The organism is Kitasatospora sp. NPDC048722 (genome assembly GCF_040650235.1).
Taxonomy (GTDB): domain Bacteria; phylum Actinomycetota; class Actinomycetes; order Streptomycetales; family Streptomycetaceae; genus Kitasatospora.
On sequence record NZ_JBEZGX010000052.1, the window covers coordinates 1 to 21,283 of the forward strand.

At 71.0% G+C, this 21,283-nt stretch carries 16 protein-coding genes and 1 pseudogene; 9 read left to right on the forward strand and 8 right to left on the reverse strand.

The window, feature by feature from the left end:
- Positions 1-135, forward strand: a pseudogene (locus AB0C76_RS30985) (alpha-L-arabinofuranosidase); the annotation flags it as partial.
- A 59-nt stretch (positions 136-194) separates the two neighbouring features.
- On the opposite strand, the gene AB0C76_RS30990 reads toward AB0C76_RS30985, so the two are convergent.
- Positions 195-1,868 (reverse strand): hypothetical protein, encoded by a 1,674-nt coding sequence (locus AB0C76_RS30990; protein ID WP_359971939.1) that lies wholly within the window; start codon positions 1,866-1,868, stop codon positions 195-197.
- 189 nt (positions 1,869-2,057) lie between these two features.
- The gene (locus AB0C76_RS30995; protein ID WP_359971941.1) at positions 2,058-2,348 is read right to left on the reverse strand and encodes a D-arabinono-1,4-lactone oxidase; all 291 of its coding nucleotides are present in this window, start codon (positions 2,346-2,348) and stop codon (positions 2,058-2,060) included.
- Between the two features lie 336 nt (positions 2,349-2,684).
- On the opposite strand from AB0C76_RS30995, the gene AB0C76_RS31000 reads away from it, so the two are divergent.
- Positions 2,685-3,047, forward strand: a complete 363-nt coding sequence (locus AB0C76_RS31000; protein WP_359971943.1) for a DUF1304 domain-containing protein — start codon at positions 2,685-2,687, stop codon at positions 3,045-3,047.
- A 424-nt stretch (positions 3,048-3,471) separates the two neighbouring features.
- On the opposite strand, the gene mmsB is transcribed toward AB0C76_RS31000, so the two are convergent.
- The 6 genes from mmsB to AB0C76_RS31030 form a co-directional block, all read right to left on the reverse strand.
- Positions 3,472-4,707, reverse strand: coding sequence for a multiple monosaccharide ABC transporter permease (gene mmsB / locus AB0C76_RS31005; RefSeq protein ID WP_359971945.1), 1,236 nt, complete (start codon positions 4,705-4,707; stop codon positions 3,472-3,474).
- Positions 4,708-4,710: 3 nt separating this feature from the next.
- Positions 4,711-6,258: a multiple monosaccharide ABC transporter ATP-binding protein gene (gene mmsA, locus AB0C76_RS31010; RefSeq protein WP_359971947.1), complete on the reverse strand. Its 1,548-nt coding sequence runs from the start codon at positions 6,256-6,258 to the stop codon at positions 4,711-4,713.
- A gap of 102 nt (positions 6,259-6,360) precedes the next feature.
- Positions 6,361-7,455, reverse strand: a complete 1,095-nt coding sequence (gene chvE / locus AB0C76_RS31015) for a multiple monosaccharide ABC transporter substrate-binding protein (RefSeq protein WP_359971949.1) — start codon at positions 7,453-7,455, stop codon at positions 6,361-6,363.
- A gap of 625 nt (positions 7,456-8,080) precedes the next feature.
- Positions 8,081-9,088, reverse strand: a complete 1,008-nt coding sequence (locus AB0C76_RS31020; protein WP_359971951.1) for an ABC transporter permease — start codon at positions 9,086-9,088, stop codon at positions 8,081-8,083.
- Positions 9,085-10,650: a sugar ABC transporter ATP-binding protein gene (locus AB0C76_RS31025; protein WP_359971953.1), complete on the reverse strand. Its 1,566-nt coding sequence runs from the start codon at positions 10,648-10,650 to the stop codon at positions 9,085-9,087. The genes AB0C76_RS31020 and AB0C76_RS31025 overlap by 4 nt, the downstream gene beginning before the upstream one ends.
- Complete coding sequence (locus tag AB0C76_RS31030) at positions 10,647-11,789, reverse strand: substrate-binding domain-containing protein (protein WP_359971954.1); 1,143 nt, start codon at positions 11,787-11,789, stop codon at positions 10,647-10,649. The genes AB0C76_RS31025 and AB0C76_RS31030 overlap by 4 nt, the downstream gene beginning before the upstream one ends.
- Positions 11,790-12,221: 432 nt before the next feature.
- On the opposite strand from AB0C76_RS31030, the gene AB0C76_RS31035 reads away from it, so the two are divergent.
- The 7 genes from AB0C76_RS31035 (at position 12,222) to AB0C76_RS31065 (ending at position 21,239) form a co-directional block, all read left to right on the forward strand.
- On the forward strand, positions 12,222-13,613 hold the full coding sequence (locus AB0C76_RS31035; protein ID WP_359972010.1) for an arabinofuranosidase catalytic domain-containing protein: 1,392 nt from the start codon (positions 12,222-12,224) through the stop codon (positions 13,611-13,613).
- Positions 13,614-13,803: 190 nt separating this feature from the next.
- On the forward strand, positions 13,804-14,457 hold the full coding sequence (locus tag AB0C76_RS31040; protein ID WP_359971956.1) for an MOSC domain-containing protein: 654 nt from the start codon (positions 13,804-13,806) through the stop codon (positions 14,455-14,457).
- Between the two features lie 358 nt (positions 14,458-14,815).
- Positions 14,816-15,847, forward strand: coding sequence for a LacI family DNA-binding transcriptional regulator (locus AB0C76_RS31045; RefSeq protein ID WP_359971958.1), 1,032 nt, complete (start codon positions 14,816-14,818; stop codon positions 15,845-15,847).
- Between the two features lie 328 nt (positions 15,848-16,175).
- A complete protein-coding gene (locus AB0C76_RS31050) occupies positions 16,176-17,873 on the forward strand; it encodes a ribulokinase (RefSeq protein WP_359971960.1) in 1,698 nt (565 codons plus the stop codon).
- Entirely contained in the window at positions 17,870-18,541 is a 672-nt protein-coding gene (locus tag AB0C76_RS31055; RefSeq protein ID WP_359971961.1) for an L-ribulose-5-phosphate 4-epimerase, read from the forward strand. The genes AB0C76_RS31050 and AB0C76_RS31055 overlap by 4 nt, the downstream gene beginning before the upstream one ends.
- A gap of 12 nt (positions 18,542-18,553) precedes the next feature.
- Complete coding sequence (gene araA, locus AB0C76_RS31060; protein ID WP_359971963.1) at positions 18,554-20,059, forward strand: L-arabinose isomerase; 1,506 nt, start codon at positions 18,554-18,556, stop codon at positions 20,057-20,059.
- Between the two features lie 91 nt (positions 20,060-20,150).
- Entirely contained in the window at positions 20,151-21,239 is a 1,089-nt protein-coding gene (locus tag AB0C76_RS31065; RefSeq protein WP_359971965.1) for an aldose epimerase family protein, read from the forward strand.
- The last annotated feature ends 44 nt before the right edge of the window (positions 21,240-21,283 follow it).

Below are 21,283 nucleotides of genomic sequence, written 5' to 3' on the forward strand. Positions count from 1 at the left end.
CGCAACAACCCCGACCAGACCATGACCATCGACCCCTGCAACCTCCAGTTCCTCTACCAGGGCAAGTCCCCCACCGCCACCGGCCCCTACGACCAGCTCCCCTGGCGCCCGGGCCTCCTCACGCTCCAGCGCTGACCGGCACTCGCCGCCTCGAGGGACCCCCGGCCGACGCGACGGCCGGGGGTCGCTCCCGATCAGCGACCGGCCCCGCAGGCGCGCAGCGCGGCGCAGAGGGCGGGGCCGATCGGGACGAGGAGGTCGACGTTCCGGTCCCGGGGGGTGCCCGCCGACTCCGGACGGCCGACCCGAGCCGGCTCGTTCGCGCCGAGCTCGCGGTGGGCGGCGGCCAGGTCCCACAGGTCGAGGGCGGTTCCCGGTTCGAGCGGCGCGGCGTGGTCGATCATCGTGGAGCGGACCACCAGGACGCCCGTGCCGACGAGGAGTTCGACCATGCGCGCCTGGGACGGCCACTCGCACAGGCCGGCCGTGATGACGTGCCAGAAGCCGCCACCACCCGAACGCCTCCTCGCTGTGACCGAGTTGAGGTGTTGGTGGCCCGCCAGCCAGAGCGCCACGTTGCCGAAGCGGTGCAGGAGCGCCTCGACCTCGCCGCCGAGTACCCGCGGCAGGTCCGCATCCGGGTGTGCCGCCTCGTCCGGCCGTTCGGTGGTGTTGTCGAACACGGCCAGCCCGTGGTGCGAAGCCAGGACGACCACCCGGTCCTGGAAGCCCGTGCGGACCTCGGCGCCGGCCGCGTCCCGGTAGGAGGAGTGCACCTCGATCAGGCGCTGCTCCAGCCAGTCCCGCTGGCGCCGTCCGATGCTGCCGGTGACGTGGCCGGCCGGGTTGGTGGTGTCGAGGACGATCACCCGGACGCCGGGGACCTCGTCGTAGCAGTAGTAGGTACGGCCCTCGGCGAGGTCGGTCTCGCTGAACCCGTGCCCGCGGGGTGTGCCGGGGCTGTCCAGGTGCGCCCGGATGTACTCGGTCTTGTCGATGATCCGCCGGTCCGCTCGCGGCCGGATCTTCATCGCCGGTCCGCCGGCCAGCACCGCCGGGTCCGTGAGGTAGGCCTCGGCCGGCGCCCGGGGCAGTGCGGCGGGTGCGGCGACCGGCCGTTGGTCACCGGTGAGCACGCTCTGGAAGCCCGGTGTGACCGGTGCACGCCCCTGCGCGAGGCAGTCGTGGTTGCCGAAGCAGGCCAGCCAGTCGACGCCGAAGCCCCGGGCGGGGAACGGCTCGGAGGCCGAGGCCAGCAGGCCCGGCCGGTCCGGGAAGCCGTACCTCTGCTTGTACCGGTCACGCGACGTCGGCTCCGGGTTGTAGTAGTCGCCGGACACGGTGTACGAGGGGATCGCCGTGGTGTCACCGCTCCCGCTGACGCCGAACGTCGGATCCACGTCCTCGCCGCCGTGCATCAGCGTCAGGAACTGGCGGAGCTCGTTGCGTTGGGCGTTGTCGGTGTTGTCCCCGGTGGTGAGCACGAACCGGACGGGCGTGCCCGGATCCCTCGCCAACCTCGCCACGGTGCGCGCCATCGCCTCGAACGCGTGGGTGGAGACGATCTCCTGCGGACGGTACGCCGGTACCATCCTGGCCCAGCCGCGCCGTTCGGCGTACCGCTGGACGAAGTCGATCCGGCCGGGGGAGGCAAGGTCCGCGAGCTGGTAGTCGGTGACGTGGACGAACCGCAGGAGGGAAAGGAGCGGTCCGGTCCGGCGCCCGGTCAGGTCGTCCCGCGTGACGTGCGGTTCGCCGGGCGCCGGGGCGAGCCTGCGGTACGTCTGCTCACTGCCGTGGCCGACCACGTCGCCCGGGACGATGGTGGCGTCGAGCGTGGTCACCACGGCATCGGTCGGTTCCGGCACGGTTTCGGGTCTCCTCATGGGCCTGGGGTTCGCGATGGCGGATGGAGTGCAGGGGCATGGGCGTCCTCTGTGCTGAGCGGCGATGCACGGACCTGAGGTGCACCAGTCAAAGCCGATACAGTTGAACCGTCAAGTATAATGTTAGCGCTAACACGCCAGGTCACCGCAAGGGCCCCTGGAGCGCAGGTGCTACTCGGCGTGGAAGTGGCGGGTGACGAACTCGTTGCGGAACTTGCCCGCCGGGTCGAACTCGCCCAGCGGCCGGCGGAAGTCCTCCCAGCGCGGGTACGACTCGCGGACCGCCTCGGGCGCCATGGCGAAGACCTTGCCCCAGTGCGATCGGGCGGCGAAGGCGGACCGGGCCTGCTCGACCGCCTCGACCGCGCCCGCCACGGCCGCCGCGTCGGGGTGCGAGGTGAAGTGGAAGGCGACGCAGTCACGTTCGTGCGCGGGGCTGAGCCACAGGTCGTCCGCCGCCACCGTGCGGATCTCACCGATCTGCAGGGCCGGTGAGATCCGGTCCGCCAGCCCGTGAAGAGGCTGACGCTGTACGCGGCCGCCATGACCTCGTCGAACCGTTCGAGCAGCACGGCCGTCGGCAGTCCCTCGTAGACCCACTGCCGCACCTCGAACGCCGGGCGTCAACAAGGTGTTCTTGGAGCACGGCCGGCGGGCTCACCGCGGCGGAGGTCAACGTGTGCCGCGCCATGGCACTTGGGGCTTGCCGGACTGATCGTGTGTCACCTCTCCGCCCCCGGGGGCGCGTCAGCCTCACGACCGGTCAGGTGCTTGCCATGGCGGCGTAAGATGCCCGATATGTCCACAGTTGCCCTCATCGCGGTTGTCGCGCTCGCCCTTCTGCACGTCTACATCCTGGTCCTGGAGATGTTCCTGTGGACCACACCGCGAGCCCGGGGCTCCTTCGGGACGACCGAGGAGTTCGCGGTCTCGACCAAGGCGATGGCCGCCAACCAGGGCCTCTACAACGGCTTCCTGGCGGCCGGGCTCCTCTGGGGCGCGTTCGCCCCGGACCCGGTCGGGTTCCAGACGCGGGTCTTCTTCACGTCCTGCGTCGCCGTCGCCGGGCTGTTCGGTGCCCTGACGTCCTCCCGGAAGATCCTCTTCGTGCAGACCGTGCCGGCGCTGGTCGTGCTCGTCCTGGTCCTCCTGGCCCGCTGAGTCCCCGCTCGCCGAACACCCGGACGACCGTCCACCGAGGGGTGCCTCTCCCGAGAGGCACCCCTCCTGCTTTTCTCACGGCCGGTCCGTCCGGCTCGCGGCCGACACCTCCGGCGCCAGCCGCGTCCTGCCCATGCCGCCTGTGTCGCCCATATCCATGAATATGACCAACCGGCGCGTGGCCGGCAGGCGGCGGATCTCGTCGATCTCGCGCCGTCGGCCCACGAAGCCGGTCAACGCGGCGGGCGGGTTCCCGCGCTCGGGGGCACCCTGGTGACGTCTGATCCTGTCCTCTCACCAGGCTCGGGAGGCGCTATCGCACGGAGAAGTCTGACTGGAGAAGGTGGGCGGAACGACGACAAGCGGGCGGGGAGCCGCGCCGTGCCCTCAATCACGACGCTGCTCCCCGCCCGCGCTCAGGAGGTCAGGACCCGGCCTTGCGCTTGTTGTAGACGTCGAACCCGACGGCCGCGAGCAGCACCAGTCCCTTGATCACCTGCTGGTAGTCGGTTCCCACACCGACCAACGACATGCCGTTGTTCAGCACGCCGAGCACGAGGCCGCCGATGATGGCGCCGAGGACGGTGCCCACGCCGCCGCTGGCGGAGGCGCCGCCGATGAAGGCCGCGGCGATGGCCTCCAGTTCGAAGTTGATGCCGGCCTGCGGGGTGCCGGCGTTGAGGCGCGCGGCGAAGACGAGCCCGGCCAGGGCCGCGAGGACGCCCATGTTGGTGAAGGCGAGGAAGACGACCCGCTTGCTCTTCACTCCGGACAGCTTGGCCGCGGCCTCGTTGCCGCCGATGGCATAGGTGTGCCGCCCGATGATCGAGTTGCGCATCAGGTAGCCGAACCCGACCAGCAGGGCGCCGAGGATCAGCAGGACGATCGGCACACCGTGGTAGCTGGCCAGCAGCAGCGTGAAGACCACCACGGCGGCCGTGATCGCGGCGAGCTTGACGAGGAACAGCCCGGCCGGGAGGACCTCCAGCCCGTACGAGGCGGTCTGCCGCCGGCCGCGCACCTCCTGGAGGACGGCGACGGCCAGCACCGCGAGGCCCAGCAGCAGGGTGAGGTTGTGGTAGTTGGTGTGCGGTCCGACCTCGGGGAGGAACCCGCTGCTGATGCTCTGGAAGCCCTTGGGGAACGGTGCGACCGACTGGCCCTGCAGCAGGATCTGGGTGCCGCCGCGGAACAGCAGCATGCCCGCCAGGGTGACGATGAAGGACGGGATGCCCAGGTAGGCGATGAAGAAGCCCTGCCAGGCGCCGGCGAGGGCGCCGACGACCAGCGCGGCCAGCAGTGCCACGGGCCACGAGACGTGGTGCTTGACCATCATCACCGCGGCCGCGGCCCCGACGAAGGCGGCCAGCGAACCGACCGAGAGGTCGATGTGCCCGGCGATGATGACGATCATCATCCCGATCGCCAGGATGAGGATGTAGCCGTTCTGCTGGATCAGGTTGGTGATGTTGAGCGGCTGGAGCAGGATGCCGTCCGTCCAGACCTGGAACAGCAGCACGATCAGCGCGAGCGCGACCAGCATGCCGTACTGGCGCACGTTGCCGCGCAGGGCGCGGGCCAGGACGCCGCCGAGGGACGGGCCGGGGCCGGCCTGCGGTGCCTTCGGGGACGAATCCGGGATGATCTCGGTCGGGGCCATGCCTCACACCTGCTCGTTGCTGGATGCGGCGCTCATGGTCATGAGCCGCATGAGGGATTCCTGGGTGGCGTCGGCACGGGCCACCTCACCGGTGATCCGGCCTTCGGCCATGGTGTAGATCCGGTCGCACAGACCCAGGAGTTCGGGGAGTTCGGACGAGATGACGAGCACGGCCTTGCCCTGGGCGGCCAGCTCGGCGATGACGGTGTAGATCTCCGCCTTGGCGCCGATGTCGATGCCCCGGGTCGGCTCGTCGAGGATGAGGACCTCCGGCTCGGCGAAGATCCACTTGCTGAGGACGACCTTCTGCTGGTTGCCGCCGCTGAGCGTGCCGGTCCGGGTGAACACGGTCGGGGCCTTGATGTTCATGGTCCGCCGGAACGATTCGGCGACCCTGGCCTCCTCGTGCCGGTCGACCCGGCCGCGGTGGGAGAGCTTGCCGAGCGCGCTCAGGGAGATGTTCCGGCTGATGTCGTCGATCAGGTTGAGGCCGAGCTGTTTGCGGTCCTCGGTGACGTACGCGATGCCGTGCGCGATCGCCTCGGGCACCGTCCGGGTGCGGATCTCCTCGCCGTGCAGCCGGACCTTGCCGCCCGCCCACCGCCCGTACGAGCGGCCGAAGACGCTCATCGCCAGCTCGGTGCGGCCGGCCCCCATCAGGCCGGCGATGCCGACGATCTCGCCGCTCCGCACGCTCAGCGAGGCGCCGTCCACCACCGTGCGCTGGTGGTCGATCGGGTGCCGGACGCTCCAGTCCTCGACCTCGAAGGCGATCTCCCCGACGTCCGGGGTCCGCTCGGGGTAGCGGTGTTCCAGGTCGCGGCCGACCATGCCGCGGATGATCCGGTCCTCGGAGATGCCCTCGGAGCCGATCGCGATCGTCTCGATCGTCTGCCCGTCACGCAGGATGGTCACCGCGTCGGCGACCCTGGCGATCTCGTTCAGCTTGTGCGAGATGATGATGCACGAGATGCCCTGCGCCTTGAGCTCCAGGATCAGGTCGAGCAGCTTGCGGCTGTCCTCGTCGTTCAGCGCGGCGGTCGGCTCGTCCAGGATGAGCAGCTTGACCTTCTTGGCCAGCGCCTTGGCGATCTCGACCAGCTGCTGCTTGCCCACGCCGAGGTCGGCGACCCTGGTGTGCGGGTTCTCGTCCAGGCCGACCTGACGGAGCAGTTCGGCGGCGTGGGTGAGCGTGCGGTGCCAGCTGATGATGCCCCGCGTGGCGTGCTCGTTGCCCAGGAAGACGTTCTCGGCGATGGACAGGTACGGCACCAGGGCCAGTTCCTGGTGGATGATGACGATGCCGCGCTGCTCGCTGGCCCGGATGTCCTTGAACCGGCAGGGCTCGCCCTCGAAGAGGATCTCGCCCTCGTACCCGCCGTGCGGGTAGACGCCGCTGAGCACCTTCATCAGGGTGGACTTGCCGGCGCCGTTCTCGCCGCAGATGGCGTGCACCTCGCCCGCGGCGACGGTCAGGTTGACCTCGGACAGTGCCTTGACGCCGGGGAACGACTTGCTGATCGACCGCATTTCGAGAACGGGTCCAGCCATGGTTGTGCTTCCGTATCGTTCGGGGGCGGTGCGGTGGCCGAGGGCTGTTCGGCCCCCGCACCGCCGGTCGGGAGCCGGGCCCGCCGGGGCGGGCCCGGGGGACTACTTCAGCTGGTCAGCGGTGTACTGGCCGCTGTCCACCAGGACCTGCTTGTAGTTGTCCTTGTCGACGCTCACCGGCTGGAGCAGCTGCGCCGGGACGGTCTTGGCACCGTTGTCGTACTGGCTGGTGTCGTTGACCTCGGGCTTCCCGCCGGTCAGCACCGCGTCGCCCATCTGGGCGGCCGCCTTGGCCAGTTGGCGGGTGTCCTTGTAGACGGTCTGGGTCTGCTCGCCCGCGATGATCGACTTCACCGAGGCCAGCTCGGCGTCCTGGCCCGTGACGACGGGCAGGGACTTGGCGGTGCCGTAGCCGACGCCCTTGAGCGAGGAGATGATGCCGATCGAGATGCCGTCGTACGGCGAGAGCACGGCGTCGAGGCGGGCCGAGGTGTACGCCTTGCTCAGGAGGTTGTCCATCCTGGACTGGGCGAGACCGCCGTCCCAGCGGAGGGTGGCGACCTGGTTGAAGTCGGTCTGGCCGCTCTGCACGACCAGCTTCTTCTGGTCGATGAACGGCTTGAGGACGCTCATCGCGCCGTTGAAGAAGAAGGTGGCGTTGTTGTCGTCCGGCGAGCCCGCGAACAGCTCGATGTTGAACGGGCCCTTGCCGTCCTTGAGCCCGAGCTTGTCGACGATGTAGCCGCCCTGGAGGACGCCGACCTTGTAGTTGTCGAAGGTCGCGTAGTAGTCGACGTTCTTCGTGCCGCGGATCAGCCGGTCGTAGGAGATGACCGGGATGTGCGCATCGGCGGCCTTCTGCAGCACGTTGGTGAGAGAGGAGCCGTCGATGGCGGCGATCACCAGCAGCTTGGCGCCCTTGGTGATCATGTTCTCCACCTGGGAGACCTGGTTCTCCACGACGTTGTCGCCGTACTGGAGGTCGGTCTTGTAGCCCTTGGCCTGGAACTCCTTGACCATGTTGTTGCCGTCGTTGATCCAGCGTTCCGACGACTTGGTCGGCATGGCGATGCCGACGAGACCGCCCTTGGCGTCACCCTTGCCCGCGCCGTCGCCGGCGCCGTTGGCGCTCTGGCCGCAGGCTGCCAGGGAGAGGGCGAGACCCGCGGCGACGATGCCCGCTGAAAGCTTCCGCACAATTCCTCCAGTGATGTTCCGCGACCGGCACGGCGCCGCCTGTTCCTGGGCTGCCGGGGGAACGGTCGAGGGATGGCCGACCGGGAGCGGTCCTCGTGTCGAGGGAGTGGGTCCGCAGGGCACCGGCCTGGCGTGAAATGAAGTGTTAACGCTAACAACGGTGGCGTCAAGGGGCTCCGGATCACCGTTGGATCGCGGTTTCACTCGGCCGGTCCGCGTGAACGTCCGTCACTGGAGGGGTGGTTGCCCGGAGGGGCAAAGGGTGAATTTTCGGTGAAGCCTTGATGTCATAAAGGCTTCCAAAAGGGTGCCCGCCTCTCGCCGGCGGACGGGAGGCGGGCACCCCGCTCGGAGGGGCGGTCAGCTGGTGGCCAGGGTCAGACCGTAGGTGTCGAGAATCGGGTTGACGGGCTGGAAGTACGTGGTGCCACCGAAGGTGCAGCGGTCGGAGCCACCGGGGCGGAGCGCTGCGCCCCGGCCCGGCGGAGCCCGCGCGCGGTGCGAGTTCTCAGCCCTCGGGCCGGGGTGCTGCGCCCGGCGGACACGGCGAAACCCCCGCCGGGCCGGGGGGCGTGCCGGGACGGCCGAGGGGCGCGAGGCCCCGCCGGCCGTCCCGGGAGCAGGTTCAGGAGCGCCTGGCCACGTGCCTGGCGCGCAGGCGGTCGGCCGTGATGGCCAGGCCCAGGACGCAACCGAGCACGATGTTGGTGTAGTTGGCGTTGACCTGGAGGGTGGTCAGTCCGTTGTTGATCAGCTCCAGCAGGACGGCACCGGCGACGATGCCCACGACGCGCCCCTGCCCCCCGGTCAGGCTGACCCCGCCGATGACCGCGGCCGCGATCGCCGAGAGCTCCCAGCCGACGCCGACGCCGCTGGCGGAACCGACCCCCATCCGGCCCAGCACGAGCATTCCGGCGAAGGCCGACACCAGGGAGGAAGCCACGTACATCGACACCACCCGCCGGTCGCCGCGGATGCCGGCCAGTCTGGCGGCCTCGGGGTTGCCACCGACCGCGTAGACCTGCCGCCCCGCGTAGGTGCGCTCCAGGAAGAACCACGCGGCGGCGGTCACCACCGCGAACAGCACCAGCGGCACCGGGATCTGGGCCAGGTAGCTCTGGCCGACGTCGCCGAAGAAGGGGGAGATGCCGACGATCGAGGTCCCGGAGGTGATCGCCAGGGTCACGCCCTGCGCCACCGTGTACGTGACGAGCGTGACGACGAACGGCGGCATCCGCAGCCGGGTGACGGCCAGTCCGTGGACTAGGCCGACCAGTCCGGCGATCGCCAGGGTCGCCAGGACCGCCACACCGGCGGGCAACCCGGCCCGGACGTCGAACCAGGACATCAGGATCACGCTGGTGCCCAGCAGAGCGCCCACCGACAGGTCGATGCCGCCGGTCAGGATGACGAGCGACTCGCCGATCGCGATCAGCCCGTACTGGGCCAGGTCGGCGCCCATGCCCTGGAGGTTGACCGCGCTCGCGAAGGTGTCCCGGGCCAGCGCGAGCGCCGCGAACACGGCGACGCAGGCGAGGACGACGCCCACTTCGGGAGTGTCGACCAGGACGCGCAGACGGTTCCGGGCCGGTGCGAGCGCCTCCTCGCGGGCGGGGGCGGTCTCGGTGGTCATGCGTGCTCCTCGGTGCTCGCCGACGACTGCGGCCGACTGGTCGCCGCCGTCATGATGCGTTCCTTGCCGAACTGCTCGCGGGGCAGGTCGGCGACGATCCGTCCGTGCGCCATCACCAGGATCCGGTGGCAGATCCACAGCAGTTCCTCCAACTCGGACGAGGCGGCCAGGACGGCCAGGCCGTCCGCCGCGGCCCGGTCGACGAGCCGGTAGATCTCGGCCTTGGCCCCCACGTCCACGCCGCGGGTGGGCTCGTCGAGCAGCAGGACGTCCGGGGCGGCGTGCAGCCACCGGCCGAACACGACCTTCTGCTGGTTGCCGCCGGACAGGTCCCCGATCGGCTGCTCCTGGCTGTGCAGCCGGACCCCCAGACCGTCGACGATCCGTTGTGAGCGTGCACGGTCTCCGCCCGGGGTGAGGACGCCGTGCCAGGAGTCGCGCCGCAGCGTGGCGAGGGTGGCGTTCCAGCGCACCGGATGTGACAGCAGCAGGGACTGCTCCTTGCGGTCCTCCGGCACCAGACCGACGCCCGCGGCGACGGCATCGGCGGGATGGCGCGGGCGGAAGCGGCGTCCGGACAACTCGACTTCGCCGCCCGTACGGGGTTGCGCACCCATGAGGGTGTGCAGCAACCGGCTGCGGCCCGAGCCCATCAGCCCGGCCACGCCGACGATCTCGCCGGCCCTCAGGTCCAGATCGACCGGGCCGAGCCCGTCCGCGGTCAGCCCCCGTGCGGTCAGGACGGTTCGGGCCGGCGCGGGGACGGGCCGTGCCGCGGTGTGGGCCAGTTCCCCGCCGACCATCTCGCGGATCATCCGCGCCTCGGTGGCCTCGTCCGGGCGGAGGTCCGCGACCAGGCTGCCGCCGCGCAGCACGAGCACCCGGTCGGCGATGTCCCGCACCTCGTCCAGACGGTGGCCGATGAACAGAACCGCGCCGCCCTGCGCCGCGTGCCGCCGGGCGAGGGCGAGCACCTTCCCCGCCTCGACCGGCCCGAGCGAGGAGGTCGGCTCGTCCAGGATCAGGACCAGCGGCCGGTTGCCCCAGGCCTTGGCGATCTCGATCATCTGGCGCAGCGGAACGGGCAGCCGCTCCACGGGCCGGTCGACGTCGACGCCCTCGACGCCGACCTCCGCCAGCAGTTCGCGGGCCTCGCGCCGGGTGCCGGCGCGGTCGAACAGCGCCCGGTGCAGCATCCCCGCGCCCTGCCTGGCGCGAGTGCGCCGGCCGAGCAGCAGGTTCTCGGCCACGCTCAGTCGCCCGACCAGCGGGAACTCCTGTGCCACGAGACTGACGCCGAGGGCCTTCGCGTGGTCGGGACGGCCGGGGTGGAGGGGGCGGTCGGCGATCAGGACCTCCCCTGCGGAGGGGGAGACGGTACCGGACAGCACTCCCATCAGGGTGGACTTCCCGGCGCCGTTCTCCCCGACCACGCAGGTGATCTGACCTCGCATCAGGTCGAGTTCTGGGATGTCCAGCACGGTGACCGGCCCGTAGCTCTTGCGCACCGCGCGCAGGACCGCGGCCGGCCGAGCGGCCGCGGGGACGCCGACCCCGGTCATCCGGTGATGCCGAGCTGGGTCTGCTTGGCCCGGAAGGCGGCGAGGTTGTCCTGGGTGACGACGCCGACGCCGGAGCTCAGGGTGCTGCCGTCGGACTCCAGGAACGGCTTGACGACGGCCGTCGTGGCATCCTTGCCGAGCACCTTGAGCGCGGCCAACAGGTAGGCACCGGTGTAACCCTGCTGGTAGGGCGACTGCACGACGGTGGCCTGGATGACGCCCTGCTGGATGAACGTCAGGGTCTGGGCGTCGCTGTCGTCGGAGATCACCTTGACCTTGCCGGCCCGGCCCGCCGCCTGCACCGCCTGGGCGGCCGAGGGGCCGTCGTAGGAATAGACGCCGTAGAGGCCGGTCACTCCCGGGTCGGTCTGGATGGCGGTCTGGGCGTTGGTGAGGGCCTTGGCCGCGTCCATGTTGTCGGCGAGCTTGTTGGACACCTTGATGTCGGTGCCCTTCAGCGCGTCCTCGAAGCCCTGGATGCGCTCGACCGCGTTGGAGGCGGTCAACGAGCCGACCAGCACCACGACCTTGCCCCGGCCGCCCAGCGCGGCCTTCATCGCCTCGCCGGCCCGCTTGCCGGCCTGGTAGTTGGGCGTGCCGAGGTACAGCGCTGCGCCGTCCTCGGCCGGCAGCGGCGAGTCGATGGCGAGGACCGGGATGCCGGCCGAAGCGGCGGACTGGATCGGTGACTTGACGGCCGTCGGGTCGATCGCGGAGAGCGAGAAGGCGGAGATGTCCTGCCCGCGCAGGGTCTGGAGGATGGACAGCTGCTGGTCGAGCCGGCCGTTCGCCGGGGCCTGGAAGGTGCCCTTGACGCCGAGGTCGGCGAGCCCCTTGGTGAAGCCGGTCCTCCCGGCGTTCCAGTAGTCCACGGCGACGTTGACCACCATGGCCAGGTCCAGCTGGGAGAGGTCCTTGCCCTGGAGCGCCGCCTTGAGGGCCGCGTCCAGGCGGGTCAGGTTGTCGTCGTTGAAGGTGATGTCGCCCTGGATCGCGGGCGCGGCGGCCGTGGTGCCGCCGGCGGACGTGCCGGAGTCACCGGCGCCCTGCTTGCTGCAGCCGACGGCCAGTGCCAGGGCGGCGGTCGTTGCGGCCGCGACACGGGCCGCTCTGGAGAGCCGGGGCTGGGGTGCGCGCATGGATGGTTCCTCTCGATCGCTGCCGGTGGGTGGGGGAGCAAGTGACAAGCGCGGCGAACCGGCGCGAGTGCTCGGGTGTGCTGTGGAGTGTGAGCGCTAACATCGCCTAGCGTCAACCATCGTGCAGCAATGGAACGGTGCCGGCTGACGGCGGCTCAGTCCGGGTCGGCCGGGTTCCGTGTGGACGTGTCAGAAGTCTTGACGTCACACGGTCGTTGGGGGCACTGTCACCGGTCCAGGAACCCCTTCACCTCCGGCCCGGGCCAGACGTGTCTCGTTCAGGCTGGATTGTTAGCGCTCACTTACCCTTGGGCCGCGCTCACCGATGAGCAGGGAGACACCATGAGTGACAACAACGGGACGATCCGCGGACGCGGCGCGTTGCGCCGCCTCGCCCGCGCCACGGCGGCACTCGCCGTCCTCGTCGGCGCGATGGCCGGTGCCACCGCGACGAGCGGTGTGGCGCAGGCTGCTGCGCAGGGCCCGTGCGACGTGTACGCCGCCGGCGGCACGCCCTGTGTGGCCGCGCACAGCACCACCCGCGCGCTCTACGCCGGATACGGCGGTCCGCTGTACCAGGTCCGGCGTTCGTCGGACCAGGCCCTGCGGGACATCGGCGTGCAGGGCGCCGGTGGCTACGCCGACGCCGCCGCCCAGGACTCCTTCTGTGCCGGCACCAGCTGCGTGATCACCGTGATCTACGACCAGTCCGGCAAGGGCAACCACCTCACCCAGGCCCCCGGGGGCGGGGCCGCGTCCGGGCCGGACAACCTGGCGGACGCGACCCTGGCACCGACCACGCTGAACGGCCACCGGGCCTACGGCGTGTACGTGGCACCGGGCACCGGCTACCGCGACAACCACACTTCGGGCATCGCGACCGGCGACCAGCCCGAGGGGATGTACGCGATCCTGGACGGCACGCACTACAACGGCGGCTGCTGCTTCGACTACGGCAACGCCGAGACGAGCAGCAACGACACCGGCAACGGTCACATGGAGGCCATCTACTTCGGCAACATCAAGGTCTGGGGCTACGGCGCCGGTCCGGGCCCCTGGGTGATGGCCGATCTGGAGAACGGCCTGTTCTCCGGCGAGAACGCGCGCTACAACGCCAACGACCCGACGGTGAGCCACCGTTACCTGAGCGCCATGGTCAAGGGCGCGCCGAACCAGTGGGCGATCCGTGCGGGCGACGCCCAGTCCGGCGGCCTGTCGACCTTCTACTCCGGACCGCGCCCGAACGTGGCGGGCTACAACCCGATGCACAAGGAGGGTGCGATCATCCTCGGAATCGGCGGCGACAACAGCAAGGGCGCCCAAGGCACCTTCTACGAGGGCGTGATGACGTCCGGCTACCCGTCGGAGGCCACCGAGAACGCCGTCCAGGCCAACATCGTCGCCGCCGGTTACGCCAACTCCTCGGCCACCACGGGGGCGTTGCGCGGCACCGGCTCGGGCAAGTGCCTGGACGTCCCCAACGCCTCGGCCACCGCCGGGACGCAGACGCAGATCTACACCTGCTGGGGCGGGGCGAACCAGACCTGGACGCGCACCGCCGACGGGCAGCTCACGGTGAACGTCTCCGGCAGCACGCTGTGCCTGGACGCGTCCAGCGGCGGGACGGCCGACGGCACCAAGGTGGTGACCTGGCCCTGCAACGGCGGTGCCAACCAGAAGTGGCAGTTCAACTCCGACGGCACCGTCACCGGCGTTCCGTCCGGCCGCTGCCTGGACGTTGCCGGGGCGGCCGTCGCCGACTCCACCCCCGTCCAGTTGTGGAGCTGTTGGGGCGGCGACAACCAGAAGTGGACCCTCGGATAACACCCACCCCGGTCGGGCCCGGCTCCGCTGCCGTGCGGAGCCGGGCCCGGCCACCGGCCGGTGGCGGAGGGGGCCGGCGGCGGACGACAGCTCCTGGCGCGACGGGATCCGGGTGGACCAGAAGCCCGACTCCGCGACGCGACCGGGAAATTGGTCGCCCCGGGGTGCGAGGATCCGTACAGTCGCGGGCATGGAACTGCTCTCCGTCAACGTAGGCAGGCCCCGTCCCAACCCCTGGAAGGGCTTCAGGGCCACGGGCATCGACAAACAGCCGGTCGACGGTCCCGTCACGGTCACCTCTCCCGGCCCGAAGGGCACCGGTGAGGTCGGTCTCGCCGGCGACCGGGTCTACGACGTGAAGCACCACGGCGGTTTCGACCAGGCCGTCTACGCCTACGCCCGCGAGGACCTCGACGGCTGGGAGGCCGAGCTCGGGCGGCGGCTCGGCAACGGCGTCTTCGGGGAGAACCTCACGACCGTCGGCCTCGACGTCAACGGCGCCCTGATCGGTGAGCGCTGGCGCATCGGGGCGGACGTGGTCCTGGAGGTGTCGTGCGCCCGGATCCCGTGTGCGACCTTCCAGGGGTGGTTGCAGCGAGAGGGCTGGATCACGCGTTTCACCCGGGCCTCTGTGCCGGGCGCCTACCTGCGGGTGATCGAGCCCGGGGACATCCGGGCCGGCGACCCCGTCGAGATCGTGCACCGGCCCGACCATGACGTGACCGTCGACGTCGTGTTCCGCGCCATGACACTCGAACCGGACCTGCTGCCGCGACTTCTGGTCGCCGACGCGCTGCCCGAGGCGGATCGGGCGCTGGCTCGCAGGCGTACCGTGGGGGAATGACCGAGCTCTGCACGGGATCCTCGGCATGCACGAGACGAGGTGCACACGAGACGAGGTGCACGAGACGAGGTGCACACGGCTCCACGGCAGGGTGGATGCACGGCGTGCCGGCCTGATCCGCCAGGCCTGATCACGATGCGTGTGTAGGCGTTCACGAATTGCTTCCACTTCGTAATCCACAGGGCCGTGATCTGGCAAGGTCCCCCGCGTGGGAGGTGTGAGCGCTAACTTGGCACTATCGGCACGTGTCGGCGGCCCGAAGGACTGGTATGAAGGGACGCCGCCTGTTGAACCGAGGGTGACGGATTGGCCTGGACCTGGTCGCGTACTGTGGTTCCAGCCGAGGAGGGGACTGCGAGTGGGAACCGACAGCGCCGGGACGGAACAGCGCCAGCCCGTGATGGCGGACGTGGCGAAACTGGCGGGTGTCTCCCACCAGACGGTGTCCCGGGTGCTCAACGGCGCCCCGCACGTCCGGCCGGACACCCGGGACCGGGTGCTGGCCGCCATACGGGAGCTGGACTACCGGCCGAACTCGGCGGCCCGCACGTTGGTCACCCGCCGCTCGCAGACCCTCGGCGTGGTCAGCTTCGACTCGACCCTCTACGGCCCCGCCTCGATGCTGGACGGGATCGAGCGCGCCGCACGGAGCGCCGGGTACTTCGTGAGCGTGACCAGCCTGCGCTCCCTGGACGGCCGTTCGGTCCAGGAGGCCGTCGACCGGCTGCGCGACCAGGGGGTGGAGGGTGTCGTCGTGATCGCTCCGCAGACCTCCGCGGTCAGTGCCGTGGCCCGCCTCTCCAGCTCCGTGCCGCTCGTCGCCGTCGGTTCGGGCAACCAGACCCGGGTGCCCATGGTGTCGGTGGGCAACCGCTTCGGTGCCGGAGAGGCCACCGGGCACCTGCTCGACCTGGGCCACCGTACCGTTCACCACCTGGCAGGACCGGCCAACTGGCTGGAGAGCAAGGACCGCGAGGAGGGGTGGCGGCTCACGCTGCAGGCGGCCGGAGCCGCGGTGCCGGCCGTGGAGCGCGGCGACTGGAGCGCCCGCTCGGGCTACCAGGCCGGTCTGCGGATCGCCGGACTGGACGACGTCACCGCCGTCTTCTGCGCCAACGACCACATGGCCCTCGGCCTGCTGCGCGCCCTGCACGAGGCCGGCCGGTCGGTCCCCGAGGAAATCAGCGTGGTCGGCTTCGACGACATCCCGGAGGCCGCCTACTTCACCCCGCCGCTCACCACCGTGCGGCAGGATTTCGGCGAACTCGGCCGCAAGGCCCTGGAACTCCTCGTCGGGGAGCTGGAGGGCGTCGCGCCCGCCCACGCCCATGTGCAGATCACTCCGGAGTTGGTGCTGCGCCGCAGCGTCGGCCCCGCCGGGCACCGGTGATCCGGTCGTCGGAGTCCATGCCGGCGCACGCTCGATCACGATCGTGCACCGGGCCGCCTGCGGACGGGCGGGGCCGACCGGCGACACGTCCCTTGACAGCACATATGTGAACGCTAACAATTCATGTGAGCGCTAACAAAGGCGCTTCTCAGCTCCGCCGGCGGGCAACGACATCGCCTCCGTTCGTTCGCCGGCGGGTCCTCCTTCCGCCCTCCTCCGACGGAGCCGGCGGAACGGAGCCTGTCGCCGGTCCGGTCCGCCCTGCCCCGGACTTGGACCGCACCGGCGTCAGGCGACAACACCGGTCTCCCGCACGAAGGATGAGGAAGTGACCGTGAATCCTGCCGCCCGGGACTCCGAGGGGTACGTCGTCGGCATCGACTTCGGCACCCTCTCCGGCCGCGCCGTGGTGGTCCGCGTGCGCGACGGCGAAGAGATGGGCACCGCCGTCCACGAGTACCCGCACGCCGTCATCGAGCGCGAACTGCCCGGTACCGGCCGACCGCTCCCGCCCGACTGGGCGCTTCAGCACCCCGCCGACTGGCGTGCCGTGCTGCACACCGCCGTCCCGGCGGCGCTCGCCGACGCCGGGGTCGACCCCACCCAAGTCATCGGCATCGCCACCGACTTCACCGCCTGCACGGTCCTCCCGGTGCTCGCGGACGGCACACCCCTGGCGGAGACGCCCGAGTGGGCGCCGTACCCACATGCCTGGCCCAAGCTCTGGAAGCACCACGCCGCCCAGGGGCAGGCGGACCGGATCAACGCGCTCGCGCACGCCCGCGGGGAGAAGTGGATCTCGCGGTACGGCGGCCGGATATCCGCCGAGTGGCAGTACGCGAAGGCCTTGCAGGTCCTGGAGGAGGATCCGGCCGTCTACGCCGCCTGCGCCCGTTGGATCGAGGCCGCGGACTGGATCGTCTGGCAGCTCACCGGAGCCGAGAGCCGCAACACCTGCACCGCCGGCTACAAGGGCATCCACCAGGACGGCAGCTACCCGAGCGAGGAGTACCTCGCCGCGCTCCACCCGGAGTTCGCCGACTTCGCCCGCACGCGCCTGGAGCATCCGCTCTCCCCGCTCGGCTCCCGGGTCGGCTCCCTCAGTGCGCAGTCGGCGCGGTGGACCGGCCTGCCGGAGGGCATCGCGGTGGCGGCCGGCAACGTGGACGCCCACGTCGCCGCGCCCGCGGCCCGGGCCGTCGACCACGGCCAGCTCCTCGCCATCATGGGCACGTCGACCTGCCACGTCGTCAACGGTGCCACGCTGGCCGAGGTCCCGGGCATGTGCGGCGTGGTCGAGGACGGCATCGTCGCCGGTTCCTACGGCTACGAGGCGGGCCAGAGCGCCGTCGGAGACATCTTCGCCTGGTGGTTGCGTCAGGGCCTGCCGGCCGACTACGCGGCCGAGGCCGAGCGGAACGGGGAGGACGCGCACCAGCTCCTCACCCGCAAGGCCGCCGCCCAACCCGCGGGCGCCCACGGCCTGGTGGCGCTCGACTGGATGAACGGCAACCGCTCCACCCTGGTCGACCACCACCTCTCCGGCGTGATCGCCGGGCTCACCCTGGCCACGCGGCCCGAGGAGATCTACCGCGCCCTGCTGGAGGCCACGGCCTTCGGCACCCGCGTCATCGTCGAGGCGCTGGAACAGGGGGGCGTCCCCGTCACCGAGTTCGTCGTCACCGGCGGCCTCAAGAAGAACGCCCTGCTCATGCAGATCTACGCCGACGTGCTGCGCCGCCCGGTCTCGGTGGCCGAGTCCGAGCAGGGCCCGGCGCTCGGATCGGCCATCCACGCCGCCGTCGCCGCCGGGGCGTACCCCGAGGTCCGGGCCGCCGCCGCCGCCATGGGCCGCGTGCATCCGGCGGCGTACCTGCCGGACCAGGCCTCCGCCGACGTGTACGACCGGCTCTTCGCCGAGTACCGGTCCCTGCACGACCACTTCGGCCTCGGCGCCGACAAGCTCCTGCACCGCCTGCGCGACATCCGCAACGCCGCCCTCACCCCATCGAGCGAGGCCCTGTGAACGCGACCACGAACCTCATCCGCCAGCAGGTCAGCGACCTCCACCAGGAACTCGTCCGCTACGGCCTGGTGGTCTGGACCGCCGGCAACGTCTCCGCCCGGATCCCCGGCGAGGACCTGCTCGTGATCAAGCCGAGCGGCGTCCCCTACGACGAGCTGTCGCCGCAGAACATGATCGTGTGCGACCTGGATGGCAACGTGGTCGAGGGTGACCACTCGCCTTCGTCCGACACGGCCGCGCACGCCTACGTCTACCGCCACATGCCCGAGGTCGGCGGGGTGGTCCACACCCACTCCACCTTCGCGTGCGCGTGGGCGGCCCGCGGGGAGGCCGTGCCCTGCGTCCTCACCGCGATGGCGGACGAGTTCGGCGCCGAGATCCCGGTGGGCCCGTTCGCGCTGATCGGGGACGACTCGATCGGCCGGGGCATCGTGGACACCCTCAAGGGCCACCGCTCGCCCGCCGTCCTCATGCAGAACCACGGCGTCTTCACCATCGGGAAGGACGCCAAGGCCGCCGTCAAGGCCGCCGTGATGTGCGAGGACGTGGCCCGGACGGTCCACGTCTCCCGGCAGCTCGGCGAGCCGCTGCCGATCGCCCAGGCGGACATCGACAGCCTCAACTTCCGTTACCAGAACGTCTACGGCCAGCCCCCCGAGGCCCGGTAAGGAGTCACCACCATGACGTCACTCGCTGGACGCGAGATCTGGTTCCTGACGGGAAGTCAGGGGCTCTACGGCGAGCAGACGCTGCGGCAGGTCGCCGAGCAGTCCCAGCGGATCGCCGACGTACTGGGCACGGAGGCCGCCCTGCCGGTCGACGTCGTCTGGAAGCCGGTCCTCACCGACGCCTCCGCGATCCGCCGCATCTGTCTGGAGGCAAACGCCGAGGACCGGTGCATCGGCCTGGTCGCCTGGATGCACACCTTCTCCCCGGCGAAGATGTGGATCGCCGGCCTGGACGCCCTCCGGAAGCCGCTGCTCCACCTGCACACCCAGGCCAACGTCGACCTGCCCTGGTCCTCCATCGACATGGACTTCATGAACCTGAACCAGGCCGCCCACGGCGACCGCGAGTTCGGCTACATCCAGTCCCGCCTGGGCGTCGCCCGCAAGACAGTCGCCGGGCACGTCACCGACCCCGCCGTGACCGCCCGGATCGCCTCCTGGGCCCGCGCCGCCGCCGGCCGCGCCGAACTGCGCGGCCTGAAGCTCGCCCGCTTCGGCGACAACATGCGCGACGTCGCCGTCACCGAGGGCGACAAGGTCGAGGCCCAGCTCCGCTTCGGCGTCTCCGTCAACACCTACGGCGTCAACGACCTCGTGGCTGCCGTGGACGCCACGGCCGACGCCGACGTCACCGAGCTCGTCAAGGAGTACGAGGACAGCTACCACCTCGCGGCCGAACTGCGGGCCGGCGGGGAACGTCACGAGTCGCTGCGCTACGCGGCGCGGATCGAGCTCGGCCTGCGGGGCTTCCTGGAAGAGGGCGGCTTCAAGGCCTTCACCACCAACTTCGAGGACCTCGGCGGCCTGCGCCAGCTGCCCGGCCTGGCCGTGCAGCGGCTGATGGCCGACGGCTACGGCTTCGGCGGCGAGGGCGACTGGAAGACCTCCACGCTGCTGCGCACCCTCAAGGTGACCGCCACCGGCCTGGCCGGCGGCACCTCCTTCATGGAGGACTACACGTACCACCTGGAACCCGGTCACGAGCTGATCCTCGGCGCGCACATGCTGGAGGTCTGCCCGAGCATCGCGGCCGCCACGCCCTCCTGCGAGATCCACCCGCTCGGCATCGGCGGGCGCGAGGACCCGGTCCGCCTGGTCTTCGACGCCGAGCCGGGCCCCGCGGTGGTGGTCGGCCTCGCCGACCTCGGTGACCGCTTCCGGCTGGTCGCGAACGACGTCGACGTCGTCGAGCCGCCGGCGCCGCTGCCCAACCTGCCCGTGGCCCGCGCCGTGTGGAGGCCGCGTCCGGACCTCCACACCTCCGCCGAGGCGTGGCTGACGGCCGGCGCGCCGCACCACACCGTGCTCTCCGGCGCGCTGGGCACCGAGGAACTGGAGGATCTCGCCGAGATGCTCGGCGTGGAGCTCCTGGTGATCGACGAGGACACGTCGATCCGGCGGTTCACGAAGGAACTGCGCTGGAACCAGGCCTACCACCGCCTGGCCCAGGGGATGTGACCCACCACCGTCATACCGACGACGCCCGCCCGCCCGGCGGGCGTCGTCGCTCTCCGCACCGCACCGCACCGAACGCAATGGAGTAGCACCCGTGCCGAGAGACGCCCTCGTATCCCACGGCGAAGTGACGGTGACCCAGGAGCCCGCCGGGACCCTGCCGGACGGGCGGCGGATCACCCGGTGGACCTTCAGCGCGCCCGAGGGCGTCACGGTGGAGGTGCTGAGCCTGGGCGCCCGCCTCCAGGCCGTGCACGCGCCGGACCGGGACGGACGGCGCTGCAACGTCGTCCTCGGCTGTGAGGACGTCGAGGACCTGCTCGGGCAGGCCGCGTACTTCGGAGCGACGGTCGGCCGCTACGCCAACCGGATCGCCGGCGGGGTCCTGCCGATCGACGGCACGAGGCACCGACTGGCGGCACAGGAGAACGGCCACACCCTGCACGGCGGCCCGGACGGCTTCGCCACCCGGCTGTGGGACGGGGTGGCGGTCCGGGAGGGCCGTCGGGCCGGGGTCCGGCTGCGGCTGCACAGCCCCGACGGCGACCAGGGCTTCCCGGGCGCCCTGACCGCCGAAGTGATGTACCTGCTCGACCCGGCCGGCGACCTCTTCATCGTCTACCGCGCCGCCGTGGACGCGCCCACGGTGGTCAACCTCACGAACCACGCGTACTTCAACCTGGCCGGTGAGGGCTCCGGAACGGTGCTCGACCACCTGCTCCAGGTCGAGGCCTCGGGATACCTCCCGGTGGACGGGGAACTGATCCCGCTGGGGCCCGTGCAGCCGGTCACCGGCACACCGTTCGACCTCCGCGAGCCCAGGACGACCGCGGACCGCATCGCGGACGGGCACCCGCAGGTCCGCCGGGCCGGCCAGGGATTCGACCACAACTGGGTGCTCACCGGGAGGGGCTTCCGGAAGGCTGCGGTGCTGAGCCACCCGGCCAGCGGCCGCCGGGTCGAGTGCTTCACGATGGAGCCCGGCCTCCAGGTCTACACCGGCAACCACTTCGACGGCTCGCTGACCGGCCGCTCCGGCCGCCCGTACCCCGCTTACGCGGGCATCGCGCTGGAGACGCAGCACTTCCCGGACTCGCCCAACCGGCCCGAGTACCCCTCCACCGTCCTGCGCCCGGGGGAGGAGTACGGCTCGATGACGGTCTACCGCTTCCTGTCCGAGTAGGAGCACCCGGGGCTGAGCACCCGGGAAGGAGCACCCGGCCGGGT